This is a genomic window from Bradyrhizobium sp. CCBAU 11386 (genome assembly GCF_028128955.1).
Taxonomy (GTDB): domain Bacteria; phylum Pseudomonadota; class Alphaproteobacteria; order Rhizobiales; family Xanthobacteraceae; genus Bradyrhizobium.
Genome location: NZ_LBKA01000258.1, coordinates 199,236 through 217,720, shown reverse-complemented (window position 1 = coordinate 217,720; position 18,485 = coordinate 199,236). Strand labels below are relative to the sequence as shown.

The following is an 18,485-nucleotide window of genomic DNA, read 5'->3' as shown; positions in this document are numbered from 1 at the left end:
ACACCGGCAGAATGGCATCATGGGGGTATGTACGACGCCCCTCCTCGTCCCCCGTCATTGCGAGCGCAGCGAAGCAATCCAGAGTCCCTCCGCGGAGGCAGACTGGATTGCTTCGCTGCGCTCGCAATGACGAGGTTGAAGCAGCTGCGCGCATCTCTTCTGTCATTCCGGGGCGCGCCGACAGGCGCGAGCCCGGAATCCATCGGGCGGCAGAGGCTGCGGGTAAATGGATTCCGGGCTCGTCGCTGCGCGACGCCCCGGAATGACGATGCGGCGCGAGCCGTCCGCCTCACTGCCCTCACACCGCCTGCGGCGTCCGGATCTCGCGCGGCAGGATCAGCGCGGCGGCGATCGCGAGCAGGCAGAGCGCGGCGAAGGCGTGCAGCATGGTGACGAAGCCGCCCTGCTCGTAGAGCCAGGCGACCAGGCCGACAGAGGCACCCGCCGCGGTGAAGCCGACGAAATAGCGCACGGCATAGGCGCGCGAGCGCCATTCTTCCGTGGTGTATTTGCCGACCATGGCGTCGTTGACCGTGACCTGCCCGAACGCGCCCATGACGATGCCGATCGAGACCAGGATCAGCGGCAGATTGGACAGGCTCGCGGCAAGATACAGGAACGGCGCCAGCATGAAGGACAGCGGCAGCGCCACCGTCTTCAGCGAATAGCGGTCGAGCAGCCGGCCGATCGTGTACTGCGTCATCGCGCCGAACACGTAGACACCGGCCGCGATCACCCCGAGCAGCGCCGGGCTCTTGGTGAGGTCGGCAAGCCGCTCCGCGAACAGCTTCGGCAACGCGACGGTGACGGCATTGAACGTGGTCGAGATCGCGATCACGACGATCAACAGCGCCAGGATCACGCGCCACATGTCCTGCTTGGCGACGCGCGCCTGCGCCGCCGCTTGCTTCGAGCCCTTGCGGTCCTCGTGCACGACCATCATCGCAAACGCGATGCCGATCAGGATGGTGACGACGCCGGGAACGATGAAGGCAAAGCGCCAGCCGAGATACTGGCCGATCACGCCGGTGACCAGCGCGGACGAAGCAACGCCGAGATTACCCCAGACGCCATTCAGCCCCATCTCGCGACCGAGCCTGTCGGCATAGGACACGATCATGGCGGTGCCGACGGGATGGTAGATCGAGGCGAAGATACCGATCGCCAGCAGCGCCGCGCCGAGCTGCGCCGGGGTCTGCACGAAGCCGACCGCAATCATGGAGGCACCGATGCCGAGGAAGAAGATCAGCATCATGTGGCGGCGGCTCCAGCGGTCCCCGAGCCAGCCGGTCAGCAGCGAGCCTGCGCCGAAGGCGACGAAGCCCGGCGTCGCATAGGGCAGAAGTTCCGAATAGGCCATGCCGAGCGCCGGGCCCATGATGATCACGGCGGCGGCGAAGATCAGCATCGCATAATGGTCGATGAAATGGCCTGCGTTGACGAAACTGATGACCCGGCTGGGGCTGTTCATACGGAATCCTCTCCTGCTCCGAAATGAGTTATATGTCCTGGGCATGACGAGATGCTGCCAATGACTATCTTGGAAACGCCAATCCTCCGGGAGGTCCGGAGCAATCATCGCTCGCCCGCGGGCGTGCACCTGGTCGCCCGCGATTATCCCAAGGGCATGCGGATCGACCCGCACCTGCATCGCGAGGCGCAGCTGATCTATGCCGCGAAGGGCACGATGCAGGTGACGACACCAGGGGGACGCTGGCTGGTGCCGCCGGACCGGGCCGTCTGGGTGCCGGCCGGGCTCGAGCACGCCCTCGACCTGCTGGCCGATATCGAGATGCGCACGCTGTATTTCGACCTGTCCTGGCTGAAGCGCGAGCAGCGCTATGACGGCCTGACCAAGGAGTTCGTGGTGCGGGTGTCGCCGTTGCTCAATCAGGCGATCCTGGCGCTGTTCGATGCGCGCAACACGGAAGAGCGCACCGAGCTGCTGGTTCGCCTCGTCATGCTGGAATTGCACCAGGCCGAGGATTCCGCGACCTTCGTGCCGCTGCCGCGCGAGCCGCGCTGCCGGCGCGCCGCGATGATCGTGCTCGACGACCCCACCGGCCTGCACGACATCGACACGCTGGCGCGCGAGGTCGGAACCTCCGCGCGCACGCTGTCGCGGCTGTTCTCGACGGAGACGCAGCTGAGCTTCAAGAGCTGGTGCCAGCGCGCGCGGATCGCCGCGGCAATCCAGCGGCTGTCGACGGATGCGAACGTCTCGGTGAAGCAGCTCGCCACCCAGCTCGGCTATGCCAGCGTGCCGGCGTTCTCGGCCGCGTTCCGCCAGGTGACGGGGCGGACGCCGACGGAGTTCGCGGGGAAGGGCTGAGGCAAACGCGCCGTCATCCCGATGGCGACCGAGAGGTCGTCATGCCCGGGCTTGTCCCGGGCATCCCCGTTCTCTGTCCCGCTGGGCAAGGTCGTGGATGGCCGGGACAAGCCCGGCCATGACGATGCGGAAGCTGGAGTGCCTCAAGCTCACACGCGATCGCACCGCCGTTCGCGAGGCATGACAACGTTCCTGGAACGCATGGCACCACGAAACTTGCCAAATTCGCCTGCTTGATTGTGATCGGCTTCAGCCTAAATCCCGTGTAAGCTGCACCGCACAAACCGGTTTCGAAAGGCCCAGATGGCTAACGCCTTCTTCTCCGACCTGCTCGCCACGATCTCCGAGCGCGGCCGCACGCTGCTTCGCCGCGATTCCGCGGACACCAAACAGGACGCCGACGGGCTGATAGCGCTCTGCGGTGCGCTGCTGTCGGGCCGGGGCGAAGCCTCCGGCACAGCCATGGCGCGCGAGGTGCTCGATCTCTACCAGGACCTGGATGCGGCAGGACGCCGCGCCTTCTTCGAGGCGCTGGTGCGTGACTTCGGCCCCGATCGGGAACGCCTGTCCAAGGCGATCGAAAAATGGCGCGCCCAGCCGGCCGACGAGGATGCCAGCGCCCTGCATTTTGCATCGGAGCCGCGGCGGCAGGAGTTGATCCGCCGTCTCAACCGCGCGCCCGGCGGCACCGGCGACCTCGTCAACATGCGCGCGGATTTGCTCGGCATGATGAACGGGCACACCGATCTCGCCGCGCTCGATCGCGACGTCTCGCATCTGCTCTCTTCGTGGTTCAACAGGGGGTTTCTCGTGCTGCGCAGGATCGACTGGTCAACTCCGGCCAACATCCTCGAAAAGATCATCCGCTACGAAGCCGTGCACGAGATCAGCGACTGGGACGATCTGCGCCGCCGCATCGATCCGGTCGACCGCCGCTGCTACGCCTTCTTCCATCCCGCGATGGTGGACGAGCCCCTGATCTTCGTCGAGGTGGCGCTGACCGAAACGATCCCCGGCGCGATCGCGCCGCTGCTCGCGGTCGACCGCCAGCATCTGCCGATCGAGCGCGCGCGCACCGCCGTGTTCTATTCGATCTCCAACACCCAGCGGGGCCTCGGCGGCATCTCCTTCGGCAGCTTCCTGATCAAGCAGGTGGTCGAAGAGCTGCGCCGCGAGCTGCCCAGGCTGGACAATTTCGTGACGCTGTCGCCGGTGCCGGGCTTCATGCAGTGGGTGAAGCAGGACAAGGACCTGCCGCTGTCGGACGAGGACCGCGAGCTGCTGAAGCGCCTCGACGATCCGAAATGGTTCGAGAACCCCGAGACGACCGCACTGCTGCGCGGCGTGATCGAGCCGCTCGCGGCGCACTACTTCCTGAAGGCGCGCACGCCGAAGGGCAAGCTGATCGACTCCGTCGCCCGCTTCCATCTCGGCAACGGCGCACGGCTCGAGCGCATCAACTGGCTCGGCGACCTCTCGCCGAAGGGCGTGCGGGAATCGGCCGGCGTGATGGTCAACTATCTCTACCGCCTCGACGACATCGAGAAGAACCACGAAGCCTACGCCAATGACGGCGAAGTCGTGGCCTCGAGCGCGGTGAAGAAGCTGCTGAAGGGCGAAGGCCGGCGGCTGCTGGACATGCGGTTGTCGTAAGAGGACGTCCAACTCGCGCCACACCGTCATTGCGAGCGCAGCGAAGCAATCCAGACTGCCACCGCGGAAAGGTTCTGGATTGCTTCGCTGCGCTCGCAATGACGGAGAATGTGGCGGCACCTCGCGCCCCTCGACCGACCGTCCGCTGCGGGCTCGGGCGCCCGCAGACGACACTGCCCTCTCCACCGTCATTGCGAGGAGCTCGCGACAAAATTGCGGAGCAATTTTGCGCTGACGCTACGAAGCAATCCAGACCGTCTCCGCGGAAAGATCCTGGATTGCTTCGCTACGCTCGCAATGACGGAGTGTGTGGCGACGACCTGCGCCTGATTGCAGTTCGTCCGATAATCAGATCAGCGTGTCGTACAGATCGATCCACTCCGGATTGACGCTCTCGATGAGCGCGAGCTTCTTTGCCCGGCTGCCACCCTTGATCTGCTTCTCGCGCGTAATCGCGTCGATCATAGTCGCGTGCAGCTCGTACCAGACGAGGAGCTTGCAGGCGTATTTCGACGAGAAGCCCTTTATCAATCCCTCGCGATGCTCGAACGCGCGGCGCGGCGGATTGGACGTGACGCCTGTGTAGATCGTGCCATTGCGGCGGTTGGCGAACATGTAAACACAGGGCTGCTTCATGATCTTGCTCGACTAAGAGAGCTTTCACGATAACACAACCACGAGATGATTGCGAGCAGCGCCTGCGATTGGCGCGATAAAATTGCGAAGCTCTCTCCACCGTCATTGCGAGGAGCCCTCGCGACGAAGCAATCCAGGCTGCCGCCGCGGAGAGATTCTGGATTGCTTCGCTGCGCTCGCAAGGACGGAGAACGTTGCGACAGCTGAGGTCATCACGGCCTACGGATCAAGGCTCTGACATAAGACACTGCTCTCTCCACTGTCATTGCGAGGAGCCCTTGCGACGAAGCAATCCAGGCTGCCGCCGCGGAGAGATTCTGGATTGCTTCGCTGCGCTCGCAATGACGGAGCGTGTTGATGAAGCCGGGCTACTCCGCCAGCGCCTTCATCTCCTTGTAGAGATCCGACTTGCCCTCGAAGCCGATGCCTGAGAGCTCCGGCATGGTGATGTGGCCGTTCTCGACGCGGACGCCGTCGGGGAAGCCGCCATAGGGCTGGAACAGGTCGGGGTAGCTCTCGTTGCCGCCGAGGCCGAGGCCGGCGGCGATGTTGAGCGACATCTGGTGGCCGCCATGGGGGATGCAGCGGCTCGGCGACCAGCCATGGGTCTTCAGCACGTCGAGCGTGCGCTGGTATTCGCACAGGCCATAGGACAGCGCGCAGTCGAATTGCAGCCAGTCGCGGTCCGGGCGCATGCCGCCGTAGCGGATCAGGTTGCGGGCATCCTGGTGGCTGAACAGGTTTTCGCCTGTCGCCATCGGGCCGGGATAGAATTCGGCGAGCGCGGCCTGCAGCGCGTAGTCGAGGGGATCGCCGACCTCCTCGTACCAGAACAGCGGATAATCGCGCAGCATCTTGGCATAGGCGATGCCGGTCTCCAGGTTGAAGCGGCCGTTGGCATCGACCGCGAGCTGCGCGTCCTTGCCGATCTCCTCCAGCACCGCCTCGATGCGCATGCGATCCTCCTCGATCGGCGCGCCGCCGATCTTCATCTTCACGACGTTGTAGCCGCGGTCGAGATAGCCACGCATCTCGCCGCGCAGCATCGAGAGCCCCTTGCCGGGATAGTAGTAGCCGCCGGCGGCATAGACGAACACGCGCGGGTTGGCTTTGACGCCGTGACGTTCGGCGAGCAGGCGGAACAGCGGCTTGCCCGCGATCTTCGCCACCGCATCCCACACCGCCATGTCGATGGTGCCGACCGCGACCGAGCGCTCGCCGTGGCCGCCCGGCTTCTCGTTGATCATCATCGCGGCCCAGACCTTGTCGGGATCGAGATTGTCGCCGGCCTCGTTCAGAAGCTTCTTCGGATCGGCCTCCAGAATGCGCGAGGCGAAGCGCTCGCGGATCAGGCCGCCCTGCCCGTAGCGGCCGTTGGAATTGAAGCCGTAGCCGACGACCCGCTTGCCGTCGCGCACGACGTCAGTGACGACGGCAACGAGGCTCGTCGTCATCCTGGTGAAGTCGATATAGGCGTTGCGGATCGGCGAGGAGATCGGCTTGGTGATCTCGCGGACGTCGACGATGCGGACGGACATGATGGTTCAGCTTTCGGTGGTTATTTTCGTCATTGCGAGCGCAGCGAAGCAATCCAGACTGTCACTGCGGAAATAGTCTGGATTGCTTCGTCGCAAGGGCTCCTCGCAATGACGAGGAGAGAGTGTGCGCGCCGCGCTTACTTCTTATCCCTGAAATACGGCTCCACCGGTCCATGCACCTTGATGGTCAGCGGGTTGCCGTGGCGGTCCTTGGCGTTGCCGGCGGTGACGCGGACCCAGCCTTCGCTGATGCAGTACTCCTCGACATTGGTCTTCTCGATGCCCTTGAAGCGGATGCCGACGTCGCGCGCCAGGATGTCCGCGTTGTAATAGGGGCTGTTCGGATCGACCGACAGGCGGTCCGGAAATTCGTCGCTCATGATTGTCTCGCTCATAACAGGGTCTCGATTTGCTGCCGCAATCCTTCGGGCCGTGCGGTCGGCGCGTAGCGCGCGATCACCCGGCCGGCACGGTCCACCAGGAATTTGGTGAAATTCCATTTGATGGAGGCGCCCAACAGGCCGGATTGCTGGCGTTTCAGGTACTCATACAAGGGATGCGCATTGGCGCCGTTGACGTCGATCTTCTCGAACAGGGGAAAGGTGACGTCGTAATGGGTCGCGCAGAATTCCTGGATCTCGCTCGCCTGCCCCGGCTCCTGCGCGCCGAACTGGTTGCAGGGAAAGCCGAGCACCGCGAAGCCGCGCGGCGAGAGATCGCGGTAGAGATCCTCAAGGCCCCGATATTGCGGCGTGAAGCCGCATTTGCTCGCGGTGTTGACGATCAGGAGCACCTGCCCTTCGAACCGGCGCATGGGCACTTCCTCGCCGAGAAGCGAGTTGGCCTTGAAGTCGTAGATCGCGGACATCGCTAACCCACGGGATCGATCGGCGACGGCGGCACGCCGCCCGCCTCGATCGCTTCGCCGGCGAGCAGACACAGATCCTCGCGGTAACGGCCGGACACGATATGCACGCCGACCGGCGCCTTGCCGACGAGGCCGGTGGAGACGACGAGGCCCGGCAGGCCCATGAAGGGAATCGCGATCTGCGGCAATTGCGCCTCCCAAACGCGCTTGAAGGAGTCGTCGTCCTTGCAGTCGAGATGATCCGGGAACGGCAATTCGCCGGAGACCGGCGTCAGCAGCACGGCGTACGTCTCGAAGAACAGCATCCAGTCGCGGGTCAGCGTGGCGCGGCGGGTCAATGCCTTGGCGTAGCTGGCCTGATCCATTGGCGTGACCCTGCTGCGGTTGCCGCGCAGGCACGCCAGCGCACCGGGATCGCCCTCGCGCTCGGCCATTTCGAGCTGCGCCTCATAGCCGTCGCCGAGCCAAAGCTTGATCTGCCACTCGACCGCTTCGCGCATCGGCGGGGTGTTCTCGATCACATCGACCGTCCACCCCGCACGCTCGAGGCGCTTGCCGGCGTCAGCCACGGCAGCCTTCACCTCCGGAGTGGTCGCAAGGCCGTCCGGGTTGAGGCAGAGCGCGGCGCGCTTCGGCCGCGCGGGGCCTTCCAGCGGTGCCGGCACATACCAGGGGTCGCGGATGTCGCGGGCCGCCATGGCCGCGAGCGAAATCCTGATGTCGTTGACGGTGCGGGCCAGGGGTCCCGACACCGCCATGATCTGCGGGCCGATCGGGCGCTCCGGCAGCGCCGGATTGAAGGCGGGGATGCGGCCGAGGGTCGGGCGCAGGCCGTGCACGCCGCAGGCATAGGCGGGATAGCGGATCGAGCCGGCGATGTCGGTGCCATGGGCGATGTGGCCGATGCCGGCCGCGACCGCCGAGCCGGCGCCACCGGAGGAGCCGCCCGGCGTCAGCGCGGCATCGCGGGGGTTCCTGGTGTCGCCATGGACCAGATTGGTGGTGAACCAGCGATAGGAGAAGGCCGGGCAATTGGTGCGGCCGAGCAGGATGGCGCCCGCCTTCCGAAAGTTGGCGACCACCGGGTTGTCCTCGCGCGCGATCAGGTCGCGCTGGAGTTTCAAGCCGTTGGTGGTGGCAAAGCCCTCCTGGTCGACATTGGCCTTGATGGTGACGGGGACGCCGGCCAGCACGCCGGGGTCCTCGCCCCTGGCAATGGCGGCGTCGACGGCGTCGGCCTGCTTGAGCACGTCCTCCGGCCGGTGATCGATCACGGCGTTAAGCTTTGGATTGACGGCGTCCAGGCGGGCGAGGCCGGCCTTGGCCGCCTCCCTGGCGGACACCTTTTTGGCCTTGACGAGGGTGGCGAGGTCGGCGGCCGACAGGCGCCAGAGATCTTGCATGACTTGCTCCGTATGACCGGCGTCTTTTAGCGCCGGGAACGCGGCAAAGCCATGCGGATTTCGCAGGGGCGAAGGCGCCGTGGGCTCGGATCGCCGTCATTGCGAGCGCAGCGAAGCAATCCAGAATCGTTCCGCGGAGGGACTCTGGATTGCTTCGCTGCGCTCGCAATGACGTGGAGAGAGCGGCGGACCTCTCTAATGCCTGGTCGCGGACTGATCCGGCATGTCCAGCAGCGCCTCGGTGAAGGGAAACTCCAGCACGACCTCGCCGTCGACGTCGGTGACCTCGATGACCGCCTCCAGCAGCGCCGGCTGGGCCCCCTCCGATTTCAGGACCTCCAGGATCATCTGGCGGGCGACCTCCCAGGCACGGTCGGGATTGCGCAGATCCTCGCCGTCGGGATCCACGATCAATTCATCGCCGATGCGGGTGTTGAAGAAATATTTGGGCATCACCGAGATCCAGATTGGGTCGCTGTACCGGATTGAAAGCTGCACTGCACTCACAACTCCTTTATCAGGACAGGGGTCACGACCGAATGCGCCAGGCGCAAGGCAGCACCACCAGGAAGTATTGTTCCGACATCATTTTTACGATTTTTACGGCCGCAATACGCTCTCTTTGCAGCGCAACAATTCCGGCGGCCTACTACTTAGGTCGGGAAAATTTCACTGGCGAACTTTTCCCCCCGCAGTAGTTTAGCCCGTGGGCGGATACGTCCGAATTCACCAAAATCAAAATGGAGAGCCAAATGGCCTGGAAAGCCCCGAAGATCGTCGAAGTGCCCTGCGGCATGGAAATCAACATGTATGTGAGCGCCACCCGCAAGTGAGCGGTTGGTGAGCTTGCGTTCTGCGCAGGTGGTTCTTGCGGTCGAGCACTTTCGGTCACGATGCGTTTCCGGAAGATAGATTTTGTGTTGACCTGAGATCCACCTCGCGACGTTGCCTCCAGGAGACGGATCATGCTTCGCGTCGTCGTCCTGGGCGCCGGGGCCGGCGGCGGAGTGCCGCAATGGAATTGCGGCTGCGAAGGTTGCCGCGCGGCCCGTGCCATCGGTGATGAGCTTCAACGAACTCAGGCCTCGGTCGCCTTCAGCGGCGACGGCGAGCATTGGTTCCTGATCAACGCCTCTCCCGATCTTCGCCAGCAATTGAATGCCACGCCGCAACTGCACCCCAGGGCGGGCGCGCTGCGTCATACGCCGGTCGCGGGCGTGATCCTGACCAATGGCGAGGTGGATGCCGTGGCGGGGCTGCTGTCGATGCGCGAGGGCTCGCCCTTCACGGTCTATGCGCATGAGAAGGTGCTGGCGATCCTCAGCGCCAACAGCATCTTCAACGTGCTGAACGAGAAGACCGTGCGGCGCCAGCCGATCGCCATCAGCGAGACGTTCGAGCCGCGGCTGCCTGACGGTGCGCGGTCCGGAATCGAGGTGCTGCCCTTCGCGGTGCCGGGCAAGTCGGCCTGGTATCTGGAAGGCAAGGCGCATCCGGGCGGCGAGACCGGCGACGGCGATACGCTCGGCCTCAAGATCACCGACAAGACGACCGGCAAGTGCTTCTACTTCATCGCCGCCTGCGCCGAAGTGACCGACGCACTCAAGGCCGAGATCGACGGCGCCGCGCTGGTGTTCTTCGACGGCACGGTCTGGCAGGACGACGAGATGATCAAAGCCGGGCTCGGCCACAAGACCGGCAAGAGCATGGGGCATGTCGCGATGTCCGGCGACGACGGCGCGATCGCGCGGCTGGCCGATCTCGATATCGACAGGAAGCTGTTTCTGCATATCAATAACTCGAATCCGGCGCTGCTGCCCACCTCACCCGAGCGGAAAGCGGCCGAGCAGGCGGGCTGGCAGATACCCGCAGATGGAACGGAGATCGTGCTGTGAATGCCGCATCACTGACTGGAATGACCGCGCTCTCGATCGGCAAGGACATCAGGCTCAACTCGGCCGAGGAGTTGGAAGCGGCGCTGCGCCATATCGGCGCGACCCGCTATCACAGCCTGCATCCGTTCCACAAGCTGCTGCACGGCGGCAAGCTGAACAAGGGCCAGGTGCAGGCCTGGGCGCTGAACCGCTACTATTACCAGAGCACGATCCCGATCAAGGACGCGGTCGTGATCTCGCGCTTCCGCGACCGCGCCACGCGCCTGGAATGGCGCCACCGCATCGAGGACCATGACGGCAATGTCGGCTCCGAAGGCGGCATCGAGCGCTGGCTGAAGTTGACCGAAGGCCTCGGGCTCGACACCGCCTATGTGGAATCCACCGAAGGCATTCTCCCCGCCACGCGCTTCGCGGTGGAGGCCTATGTGCACTATTGCCGCGAGAAGAGCCCGCTGGAGGCGATCGCCTCCTCGCTGACGGAACTGTTCGCGCCGAGCATCCATGAAGAGCGCATCGCCGGCATGTTGCAGCATTACGACTTCGTCAACCCTGATATCATGAGCTACTTCAAGCGCCGCCTCACGCAGGCGCCGCGCGATGCCAATTTTGCGCTCGATTATGTCAGGACGCACGCGAGGACGCCGGAGGAGCGCGCCTCCGTGTGCAATGCGCTGATCTTCAAGACCAACGTGCTGTGGGTGCAGCTGGATGCGCTCCAACACGCCTATGTCGAGGGCCACATTCCGCCGGGCGCTTTCGTGCCCAAAGCGAGCTGAAGAGGAACTGAAATGGCCGGGCCGCGTCATATCAGCGTCAGCGAGACAAGCCGCCCCGTGCTGCCGCGGCATGCCAAGCTGAAATACGACGAGACGCGCAAAGTCTGGGTGATCCTGGCGCCGGAGCGCGTGCTGGCACCGGACGAGATCGCGGTCGAGGTCTTGCAGCTCTGCGATGGCGAGCGTAGCGTCGGCGACGTCTCCGACCAGTTGGCGGCGAAATACGCAGCGCCGCGCGAGGCGATCCTGACCGACGTCATCGTCATGCTCCAGGATCTCGCCGACAAGGGCTTCCTCACCGAGGCCCGGGAGAAGACGTCATGAGCGATGTGCTCGGCAATCCCACCGTTCCGCCCGAGGCAAACGACAGCCTCGCGGTGCTGGAGAAGCAGCGTTCGACGGCAGAGACCTTTGGCATTCCGCTCGCCGTGCTGCTCGAGATCACCCATCGCTGCCCGCTGCAATGTCCCTATTGCTCCAACCCGGTCGAGCTCGACCGCTCGGCTAAGGAGCTGACCACCGAGGAATGGAAGAAGGTGCTGAGCGAGCTCGCCGAGATCGGCGTGCTCCAGGTGCATTTCTCCGGCGGCGAGCCGACGGCACGGAAGGATCTCGTCGAGCTGGTCAAGCATGCCAGCGACGTCGGCCTCTACACCAACCTCATCACTTCGGCTGTGCTGCTGACGCGCGAGAGGCTGAGCGAGCTGGCGGATGCCGGGCTCTGTCACGTGCAGATCAGCTTCCAGGGCGTCGAAGAGGGCCCCGCCGATCGCGTCGCCGGGTACAGAGGCGGCCACCGCAAGAAGCTCGAAGTCGCGAAGTGGACGCGCGAGCTCGATCTGCCGCTCACCGTGAATGCGGTGATGCACCGGCAGAACCTGCACCAGCTCCCTGACATCATCCAGATGTCGATCGATCTCGACGCCGACCGGCTCGAGGTCGCCAACGTGCAATATTACGGCTGGGCGCTGAAGAACCGCGCCGCCTTGATGCCGACGGTGGCGCAGCTCGACGAGTGCACCCGCCTCGTCGAGGACGCACGGGAACGGCTCAAGGGCCGGCTTTCGATCGACTATGTCGTGCCGGACTATTATGCGCTGCGGCCGAAGAAGTGCATGGGCGGCTGGGGCCGGCAGTTCTTCAACATCTCGCCCGCCGGCAAGGTGCTGCCCTGCCACGCCGCCGAGAGCATCACCGGGCTCGACTTCGAATCCGTGCGCTCCAACCACTCGATCGCCTGGATCTGGCAGAACTCCGACGCCTTCAACCGCTATCGCGGCACCGGCTGGATGAAGGAACCGTGCAAGTCCTGCGAATTCCGCGAGATCGATTTCGGCGGCTGCCGCTGCCAGGCCTTCGCGCTGACCGGCGATGCCGCCAACACCGATCCGGCCTGCGCGCTGTCGCCGCTGCACGAGACCATCTTCAAGCAGGCCGAGCGCGAGGCCGAGGGCGGGACCAACCGCTTCCTCTACCGCAACTTTGCCGGTGGCACCCTGGAATCCGAGAATGGCGCCTGACGCCGACGCGGCCAGTTCAGTCAAACGCGCCGATCCCTTTGCGCCGTTGACCTCCGAGATGCTCGACGTCGGCGACGGCCACGAGCTCTATGTCGAGAGCGTCGGCCGCACTGAGGGCATTGCCGCGATCTACCTGCATGGCGGGCCCGGCAGCGGCTGCCAGCCCGATCATCGCCGCCTGTTCGATCCCGAGCGTTTCTGCGCCGTGCTGTTCGACCAGCGCGGCTGCGGCCGCAGCCGTCCCAAGGGCTCGCGCGAGCACAACACCACGGCGCACCTCGTCGCGGACATGGAGAAGATCCGCGAAAAGTTCGGCTTCGAACGCTGGATCGTGGTGGGCGGCTCCTGGGGCGCGACGCTGGCGCTGGCGTATGCAGAGGCGCATCCCGAACGCGTCTCCGGCATCGCGCTGCGCGCGACCTTCCTCGGCACGCGGGCGGAAGTCGAGACGGCGTTCAGCTCGCGCCTGTCGCAGTTCTATCCGGCGCTGCACGAGGATTTTCTCAGCGTGCTGCCGCCTGAGGATCGGGACCGGCCGGTGGACGCCTATTGGCGCCGCATCCTCGATGCCGATCCGGCCGTGCATGGACCGGCGGCGCGGGCCTGGCACGATACCGAGCGCGCCCTGTCCGAGCACAAGCCCGCAAGGACGCGGCTCGACCTCGCCGCGCTGAACGTCTGGCGTACATTGCCGGCGACGCCGTTCATGGAAGCGCATTACTTCGTCAACGACAGCTTCATGACCGCAAACCAGCTGCTGCAGAATGCGGGGAGGCTCGCCGGCATTCCCGGCATCATCGTGCAGGGCCGCTACGATCTGTTGTGTCCTCCTGAGACATCCGAGCGGCTGGCGAAAGTCTGGCCGGGTTCCGAGATGCGCATCGTGGAAGAAGCCGGGCATTCGCTCTATGATGCCGGCGTGAGAGACGCGGTCATGAAGTCGATCGCCGACCTCGCTTCCAAGGCCGCGCGATGAGAGGACAAGAAAAAAAATGCCACTCGCCGGGAAAGGCATGCTGCTGACGTCGATGAATATCGAGGCGGCCGATGAGGCCGATTTCAACCGCTGGTACGACCGCGAGCACCTGGAAGAGCGTGTCGCGATCGAGGGGTTCCTGGAAGCGCGGCGCTATGTCGCGCACGCCGCCAATCCCAGATATCTCTGCCTCTATTCGACCGCGACGCTCGACGTGCTCGACAGCCCCCCTTACAAGGCACGGCTCGCGAGCCCGACCGACTGGTCGCGGCAGACCATGGCGCGTTTCAAGGACATGCTCCGCGCCGTCGCGCGCATCACCATCAGCAACGGCACCGGACGCGGAGCTGCGCTCGGCGTGGTGCGGCTGCGGCCGACGCTCGACAATGCCGCGCCGTGGCGTGATGCACTGCAAGAAAAGCTGGCGCCGGAAAATCGCAACGGCATCATCTCGATGCATCTGCTCGAGAGCGAGCCGGAATTGTCGGGTGCAACGCCCGAGATTCCGGCGGTGCGCAACGAAGGTGCATGCGACTGGTTCGTGCTGATCGACGGCACGCATGTCGGCGCGGTCTCGGCCGTCATTGCCGAACGCTTCACCGGCCCCGCCGCATCGCCCTTCCCGCTTCCCGTCTCCGTCGGCACCTACAGCCTGATGTGGGACCTCGCGAAGAGCGATATCGCGCGCGGCTAGCGCGCACTGAGATTCGGCTCGGGCTTCACCTCTCCCCGGCGGGGAGAGGTCGGATTGCGCAGCAATCCGGGTGAGGGGCCGCAGCATTCGGTCAGACTGTAACCCCTCACCCGGATCGCATCTTTTCGATGCGATCCGACCTCTCCCTACGGGAGAGGTGAAGCCTCGGCTCGCATCGATACAACTAAACTCCATTCGAACTTCAGGACACTCGCACGCACCGCAGCATGTTGCACCGCCGCATTGTTGCGCGCGGCCGTTAATGCTGTGCGCGCGCAGCTCCCATGAAAGCGGGTGATCACCCAAATTTGCCGTTGTACTTCAGACCGGTTCTAATAAGCTAACTCAATGACGTCATTCAGAAACCAGATCGACGCGCGTTAGCGTTCGCCAAGCTCAAGAAAAGGCCGCGGGGTCTTTGGGCCTGCGCGGACAGGGTAGGAATGAAACCGACCGATATCGCGGCCCCCGACTACTTTCACAAAGTGGTCGATTGCCAGTGGGCCTGTCCTGCGCACACCCCGGTTCCCGAATACATCCGACTGATCGCACAAGGCCGCTACAGCGACGCCTACATGATCAATTGGCAATCGAACGTGTTTCCCGGAATTCTGGGACGCACCTGCGATCGTCCATGCGAGCCGGCGTGCCGCCGTGGACGCGTCGAGGAAACACCGGTCGCGATCTGCCGCCTCAAGCGCGTCGCAGCCGACTTCAAGGACGACATCAAGCACCGCCTGCCGAAGCCCTCGCCGAAGAACGGCAAGCGCGTCGCGCTGGTCGGCGGCGGTCCGGCCTCGCTGACGGTGGCGCGCGATCTGGCGCCGCTCGGCTATCACTGCACCGTGTTCGACGGCGATCCGGAGGCCGGCGGCATGATGCGCTCGCAGATCCCGAAGTTCCGCCTGCCCAATTCGGTGATCGACGAGGAGACCGGCTACATCCTGGGTCTCGGCGTCGACTTCAAGGGCGGTCACCGCATCGAGAGCATGAAGGCGCTGCTCGCGGAGAAATACGACGCGATCTTCGTCGGCTCCGGCGCGCCGCGCGGCCGCGAGCTCGACATTCCCGGCCGGAAAGAGGCCGCCGCCAACGTCCATATCGGCATCGACTGGCTGTCGTCGGTGTCGTTCGGCCACACCGACAAGATCGGCAAGCGCGTGATCGTGCTCGGCGGCGGCAACACCGCGATGGATTGCTGCCGCACGGCGCGCCGCCTCGGCGGCGAGGACGTCAAGGTGATCGTTCGCTCCGGCTTCGAGGAGATGAAGGCCTCGCCCTGGGAGAAGGAGGACGCCATCCACGAGGACATCCCGATCCTCAACTTCCTGGTCCCCGTCGCCTTCATCCACGCAGACGGCAAGCTCACCGGCATCACCTTCCAGAAGGTGAAGGCCGAATACGACGCCAAGGGCCGCCGCAACCTGGTGCCCTCGGGCGAGCCGGACCAGACCTTCGAATGCGACGACGTGCTGGTCGCGGTCGGCCAGGAGAACGCCTTTCCCTGGATCGAGCAGGACTGCGGCATCGAGTTCGACAAATGGCACATGCCCAAGGTCGATCCGAACACCTTCGTCTCGACCAACCCCAAGGTCTTCTTCGGCGGCGACGCCGCTTTCGGCCCGAAGAACATCATCTGGGCGGTGGCGCAGGGTCATGACGCCGCGCTGTCGATCCACAAGCTGCTGTCGGGCGAGGACATCACCGAGCGGCCGCTGCCTGAGGTGCATGTCTCCTCGCAGAAGATGGGCATCCACGAATGGAGCTATGACAACGACATCTCCGTCGACAAGCGCTTCAAGGTGCCGCATCGCGACAAGGTGATCGCGCTGAAGGACATCCGCACCGAGGTCGAGCTCGGCTACGACGTCAAGCTCGCGCTCGGCGAAGCCCATCGCTGCCTGAACTGCGACGTGCAGACGGTGTTCTCGACCTCGCTCTGCATCGAATGCGACGCCTGCGTCGACATCTGTCCGATGGACTGCATCACCTTCACGGAGAATGGCGAGGAAGCCGACCTGCGCCAGCGCCTGAAGGCGCCGTCGCTGCGTCCGGACCAGGACCTTTACGTGTCCTCCGATCTCAAGACCGGGCGCGTGATGGTGAAGGACGAGGATGTCTGCCTGCATTGCGGGCTGTGCGCCGAGCGTTGTCCCACCGGAGCCTGGGACATGCAGAAGTATTTGATCGATATGACTCACGCAGGTTCAGCATGTCCGACAAAAAGCCGATCAGCAGCGTAAACGACTTCGTCGTCCGCTTCGCCAACGTCAACGGATCGGGCTCGGCCAGCGCCAACGAGATGTTCGCGCGCGCGATCCTGCGCCATGGCGTGCCGGTGTCCCCGCGCAACATCTTCCCCTCCAACATCCAGGGCCTGCCGACCTGGTACGAGGTGCGGGTGACGGAAGCCGGCCATCTCGGCGCCCGCGGCGGCGTCGACATGATGGTGGCGATGAACCCGCAGACTTGGGACAAGGACGTCGCCGGCATCGAGCCCGGCGGCTACCTGTTCTACGATTCCACCAAGCCGATGCCGTCGACGAAATTCCGCGACGACATCACCGTGATCGGCGTGCCGCTCACCGCGATCACCAACTCGACCTACACCGATCCGCGCCAGCGCCAGCTGTTCAAGAACATCATCTATCTCGGCGCGCTGTCCGCGCTGCTCGACATGGACGCGAAGCTGATCGAGCAGCTGATCGGCGAGCAGTACAAGGGCAAGGAGAAGCTGCTCTCCTCCAACGTCCATGCGCTGCATCTCGGTCGCGACTGGGCGCTTCAGAACCTGAAATGCCCGATCGGGCTGCGGGTGAAGAAGTCCGACAAGGTCGGCGACAGCATCTTCATCGAGGGCAACAGCGCCGCCGCGCTCGGCGCCGTCTATGGCGGCGCCACCGTGTGCGCCTGGTATCCGATCACGCCGTCCTCGTCGGTGGCGGAAGCCTTCACCGCCCATTGCAAGAAGTACCGGCACGATCCTGAGACGGGCAAGGCGAAATACGCCATCGTGCAGGGCGAGGACGAGCTTGCCTCGATCGGCATCGTGATCGGCGCGTCCTGGAACGGCGCCCGCGCCTTCACCGCGACCTCCGGCCCCGGCATCTCCTTGATGACCGAGTTCATCGGCCTGTCATATTTTGCCGAGATCCCGGCCGTGATCATGAACATCCAGCGCGCCGGCCCCTCGACGGGCATGCCGACCCGCACCCAGCAATGCGACATCATCGCCTGCGCCTATGCCTCGCATGGCGACACCAAGCATGTGCTGCTGTTCCCGGAAGATCCGGCGGAGGCCTTCGAGTTCGCAGCCGCCGCCTTCGATCTCGCCGAGCGGCTCCAGACCACGATCTTCCTGATGCTCGACCTCGACATCGGCATGAACCACCGTCTCTGCCGTCCGCTGAAGTGGGACGATGCCCGGCAGTATGACCGCGGCAAGATCATGACCGCGGAGATGCTGGAGGAAGGCCGCGACTTCGGCCGCTATCTCGACGTCGACGGCGACGGCATCCCCTACCGCACCTATCCCGGCACGCATCCGACCAAGGGCTCCTACTTTACCCGCGGCACCTCGCGCGACCGCTATGCGCGCTACTCCGAGGAAGGCCCGGTCTATGCCGACAACATGCAGCGCCTGGTGCGCAAGTTCGAGACGGCGCAGGACCTCGTGCCGCGGCCGCTCCAGGCCAACGCGGAGCGGCCGACCAAATATGGCGTGATCTATTTCGGCTCGACCTCGCCGGCGATGGACGAGGCGATCGGCCTGCTGGAAGCGCGCGGCCACCAGCTCGATCGCCTGCGCATCCGCGCCTTCCCGTTCCATTCGAGCGTGGCGAGCTTCCTCGCCGAGCACGATTTCGTCTATGTGGTCGAGCAGAACCGCGACAGCCAGCTCCGCCAGCTCATCGTCAACGAGAACGGCATCGACCCGGTGCGGCTCGTGCCGATCGTGCATTATGACGGCTCGCCGATCACCGCCCGTTTCATCGCAAAAGCCATTGGCGACCACCAGGATCACCTCAAGGTGACCCCGCTCCGCAAGGCCGTGTCATGATTTGCGCGTCGCTCTCTCCGTCGTCATGTCCGGGCATAGCCGTCCGAAGGACGGCGTCGCTTCCGCTCGCCTATGCCCGGGCATCCACGCCTTTCTTCTTCCTGGCCAAGACGTGGATGGCCGGGTCAAGCCCG

The 18,485-nt window shown here is 64.7% G+C and carries 18 protein-coding genes; 11 read left to right on the top strand and 7 right to left on the bottom strand.

Annotated elements, in window-relative coordinates; translation table 11 throughout:
* Nucleotides 1-298: 298 nt before the first annotated feature.
* Complete coding sequence (locus XI09_RS40380; protein WP_271571874.1) at nucleotides 299-1,471, bottom strand: MFS transporter; 1,173 nt, start codon at nucleotides 1,469-1,471, stop codon at nucleotides 299-301.
* A gap of 60 nt (nucleotides 1,472-1,531) precedes the next feature.
* On the opposite strand from XI09_RS40380, the gene XI09_RS40375 reads away from it, so the two are divergent.
* Nucleotides 1,532-2,332: an AraC family transcriptional regulator gene (locus XI09_RS40375; RefSeq protein ID WP_271571873.1), complete on the top strand. Its 801-nt coding sequence runs from the start codon at nucleotides 1,532-1,534 to the stop codon at nucleotides 2,330-2,332.
* A gap of 303 nt (nucleotides 2,333-2,635) precedes the next feature.
* Nucleotides 2,636-3,985 (top strand): malonyl-CoA decarboxylase, encoded by a 1,350-nt coding sequence (locus tag XI09_RS40370; RefSeq protein ID WP_271571872.1) that lies wholly within the window; start codon nucleotides 2,636-2,638, stop codon nucleotides 3,983-3,985.
* A gap of 348 nt (nucleotides 3,986-4,333) precedes the next feature.
* On the opposite strand, the gene XI09_RS40365 is transcribed toward XI09_RS40370, so the two are convergent.
* The 6 genes from XI09_RS40365 to XI09_RS40340 all read right to left on the bottom strand — a co-directional run bounded on the left by XI09_RS40365 (nucleotide 4,334) and on the right by XI09_RS40340 (nucleotide 8,883).
* Nucleotides 4,334-4,621 (bottom strand): GIY-YIG nuclease family protein, encoded by a 288-nt coding sequence (locus XI09_RS40365; protein WP_271571871.1) that lies wholly within the window; start codon nucleotides 4,619-4,621, stop codon nucleotides 4,334-4,336.
* Nucleotides 4,622-4,989: 368 nt separating this feature from the next.
* On the bottom strand, nucleotides 4,990-6,159 hold the full coding sequence (gene tarD, locus XI09_RS40360; protein ID WP_271571870.1) for a D(-)-tartrate dehydratase: 1,170 nt from the start codon (nucleotides 6,157-6,159) through the stop codon (nucleotides 4,990-4,992).
* A gap of 137 nt (nucleotides 6,160-6,296) precedes the next feature.
* Nucleotides 6,297-6,554: a DUF3297 family protein gene (locus tag XI09_RS40355; RefSeq protein ID WP_011089470.1), complete on the bottom strand. Its 258-nt coding sequence runs from the start codon at nucleotides 6,552-6,554 to the stop codon at nucleotides 6,297-6,299.
* Complete coding sequence (locus XI09_RS40350; protein ID WP_271571869.1) at nucleotides 6,551-7,027, bottom strand: glutathione peroxidase; 477 nt, start codon at nucleotides 7,025-7,027, stop codon at nucleotides 6,551-6,553. The genes XI09_RS40355 and XI09_RS40350 overlap by 4 nt, the downstream gene beginning before the upstream one ends.
* Nucleotides 7,028-7,029: 2 nt before the next feature.
* The gene (locus XI09_RS40345) at nucleotides 7,030-8,430 is read right to left on the bottom strand and encodes an amidase family protein (RefSeq protein ID WP_271571868.1); all 1,401 of its coding nucleotides are present in this window, start codon (nucleotides 8,428-8,430) and stop codon (nucleotides 7,030-7,032) included.
* Between the two features lie 195 nt (nucleotides 8,431-8,625).
* Complete coding sequence (locus XI09_RS40340; RefSeq protein ID WP_271571867.1) at nucleotides 8,626-8,883, bottom strand: DUF6894 family protein; 258 nt, start codon at nucleotides 8,881-8,883, stop codon at nucleotides 8,626-8,628.
* Between the two features lie 299 nt (nucleotides 8,884-9,182).
* On the opposite strand from XI09_RS40340, the gene pqqA reads away from it, so the two are divergent.
* The 9 genes from pqqA to XI09_RS40295 all read left to right on the top strand — a co-directional run bounded on the left by pqqA (nucleotide 9,183) and on the right by XI09_RS40295 (nucleotide 18,351).
* Nucleotides 9,183-9,263: a pyrroloquinoline quinone precursor peptide PqqA gene (gene pqqA, locus XI09_RS40335; protein WP_007595659.1), complete on the top strand. Its 81-nt coding sequence runs from the start codon at nucleotides 9,183-9,185 to the stop codon at nucleotides 9,261-9,263.
* 132 nt (nucleotides 9,264-9,395) lie between these two features.
* The gene (gene pqqB, locus XI09_RS40330; RefSeq protein WP_271571866.1) at nucleotides 9,396-10,325 is read left to right on the top strand and encodes a pyrroloquinoline quinone biosynthesis protein PqqB; all 930 of its coding nucleotides are present in this window, start codon (nucleotides 9,396-9,398) and stop codon (nucleotides 10,323-10,325) included.
* Nucleotides 10,322-11,101, top strand: a complete 780-nt coding sequence (pqqC, locus tag XI09_RS40325) for a pyrroloquinoline-quinone synthase PqqC (RefSeq protein ID WP_271571865.1) — start codon at nucleotides 10,322-10,324, stop codon at nucleotides 11,099-11,101. The genes pqqB and pqqC overlap by 4 nt, the downstream gene beginning before the upstream one ends.
* Before the next feature lie 12 nt (nucleotides 11,102-11,113).
* Nucleotides 11,114-11,425 (top strand): pyrroloquinoline quinone biosynthesis peptide chaperone PqqD, encoded by a 312-nt coding sequence (gene pqqD / locus XI09_RS40320; protein WP_271571864.1) that lies wholly within the window; start codon nucleotides 11,114-11,116, stop codon nucleotides 11,423-11,425.
* Nucleotides 11,422-12,621 carry a pyrroloquinoline quinone biosynthesis protein PqqE gene (gene pqqE / locus XI09_RS40315; RefSeq protein ID WP_271571863.1) on the top strand — a complete coding sequence of 400 codons (1,200 nt, stop codon included), beginning with the start codon at nucleotides 11,422-11,424 and terminating at the stop codon, nucleotides 12,619-12,621. The genes pqqD and pqqE overlap by 4 nt, the downstream gene beginning before the upstream one ends.
* Nucleotides 12,611-13,597 (top strand): prolyl aminopeptidase, encoded by a 987-nt coding sequence (gene pip, locus XI09_RS40310; RefSeq protein WP_271571862.1) that lies wholly within the window; start codon nucleotides 12,611-12,613, stop codon nucleotides 13,595-13,597. The genes pqqE and pip overlap by 11 nt, the downstream gene beginning before the upstream one ends.
* 16 nt (nucleotides 13,598-13,613) lie before the next feature.
* Entirely contained in the window at nucleotides 13,614-14,291 is a 678-nt protein-coding gene (locus XI09_RS40305; protein WP_271571861.1) for a DUF4286 family protein, read from the top strand.
* A 443-nt stretch (nucleotides 14,292-14,734) separates the two neighbouring features.
* A complete protein-coding gene (locus tag XI09_RS40300) occupies nucleotides 14,735-16,534 on the top strand; it encodes an FAD-dependent oxidoreductase (protein ID WP_271571860.1) in 1,800 nt (599 codons plus the stop codon).
* Complete coding sequence (locus tag XI09_RS40295) at nucleotides 16,504-18,351, top strand: 2-oxoacid:acceptor oxidoreductase subunit alpha (protein ID WP_271571859.1); 1,848 nt, start codon at nucleotides 16,504-16,506, stop codon at nucleotides 18,349-18,351. Before XI09_RS40300 ends, XI09_RS40295 begins: the two co-directional genes overlap by 31 nt.
* Nucleotides 18,352-18,485: the final 134 nt, after the last annotated feature.

Coding starts and splice junctions, on each gene's coding strand:
- XI09_RS40380 (WP_271571874.1), bottom strand. CDS start 1,471: ATGAACAGCCCCAGCCGGGTCATCAGTTTCGTCAACGCAGGCCATTTC.
- XI09_RS40375 (WP_271571873.1), top strand. CDS start 1,532: ATGACTATCTTGGAAACGCCAATCCTCCGGGAGGTCCGGAGCAATCAT.
- XI09_RS40370 (WP_271571872.1), top strand. CDS start 2,636: ATGGCTAACGCCTTCTTCTCCGACCTGCTCGCCACGATCTCCGAGCGC.
- XI09_RS40365 (WP_271571871.1), bottom strand. CDS start 4,621: ATGAAGCAGCCCTGTGTTTACATGTTCGCCAACCGCCGCAATGGCACG.
- tarD (WP_271571870.1), bottom strand. CDS start 6,159: ATGTCCGTCCGCATCGTCGACGTCCGCGAGATCACCAAGCCGATCTCC.
- XI09_RS40355 (WP_011089470.1), bottom strand. CDS start 6,554: ATGAGCGAGACAATCATGAGCGACGAATTTCCGGACCGCCTGTCGGTC.
- XI09_RS40350 (WP_271571869.1), bottom strand. CDS start 7,027: ATGTCCGCGATCTACGACTTCAAGGCCAACTCGCTTCTCGGCGAGGAA.
- XI09_RS40345 (WP_271571868.1), bottom strand. CDS start 8,430: ATGCAAGATCTCTGGCGCCTGTCGGCCGCCGACCTCGCCACCCTCGTC.
- XI09_RS40340 (WP_271571867.1), bottom strand. CDS start 8,883: ATGCCCAAATATTTCTTCAACACCCGCATCGGCGATGAATTGATCGTG.
- pqqA (WP_007595659.1), top strand. CDS start 9,183: ATGGCCTGGAAAGCCCCGAAGATCGTCGAAGTGCCCTGCGGCATGGAA.
- pqqB (WP_271571866.1), top strand. CDS start 9,396: ATGCTTCGCGTCGTCGTCCTGGGCGCCGGGGCCGGCGGCGGAGTGCCG.
- pqqD (WP_271571864.1), top strand. CDS start 11,114: ATGGCCGGGCCGCGTCATATCAGCGTCAGCGAGACAAGCCGCCCCGTG.
- pqqE (WP_271571863.1), top strand. CDS start 11,422: ATGAGCGATGTGCTCGGCAATCCCACCGTTCCGCCCGAGGCAAACGAC.
- pip (WP_271571862.1), top strand. CDS start 12,611: ATGGCGCCTGACGCCGACGCGGCCAGTTCAGTCAAACGCGCCGATCCC.
- XI09_RS40305 (WP_271571861.1), top strand. CDS start 13,614: ATGCCACTCGCCGGGAAAGGCATGCTGCTGACGTCGATGAATATCGAG.
- XI09_RS40300 (WP_271571860.1), top strand. CDS start 14,735: ATGAAACCGACCGATATCGCGGCCCCCGACTACTTTCACAAAGTGGTC.
- XI09_RS40295 (WP_271571859.1), top strand. CDS start 16,504: ATGTCCGACAAAAAGCCGATCAGCAGCGTAAACGACTTCGTCGTCCGC.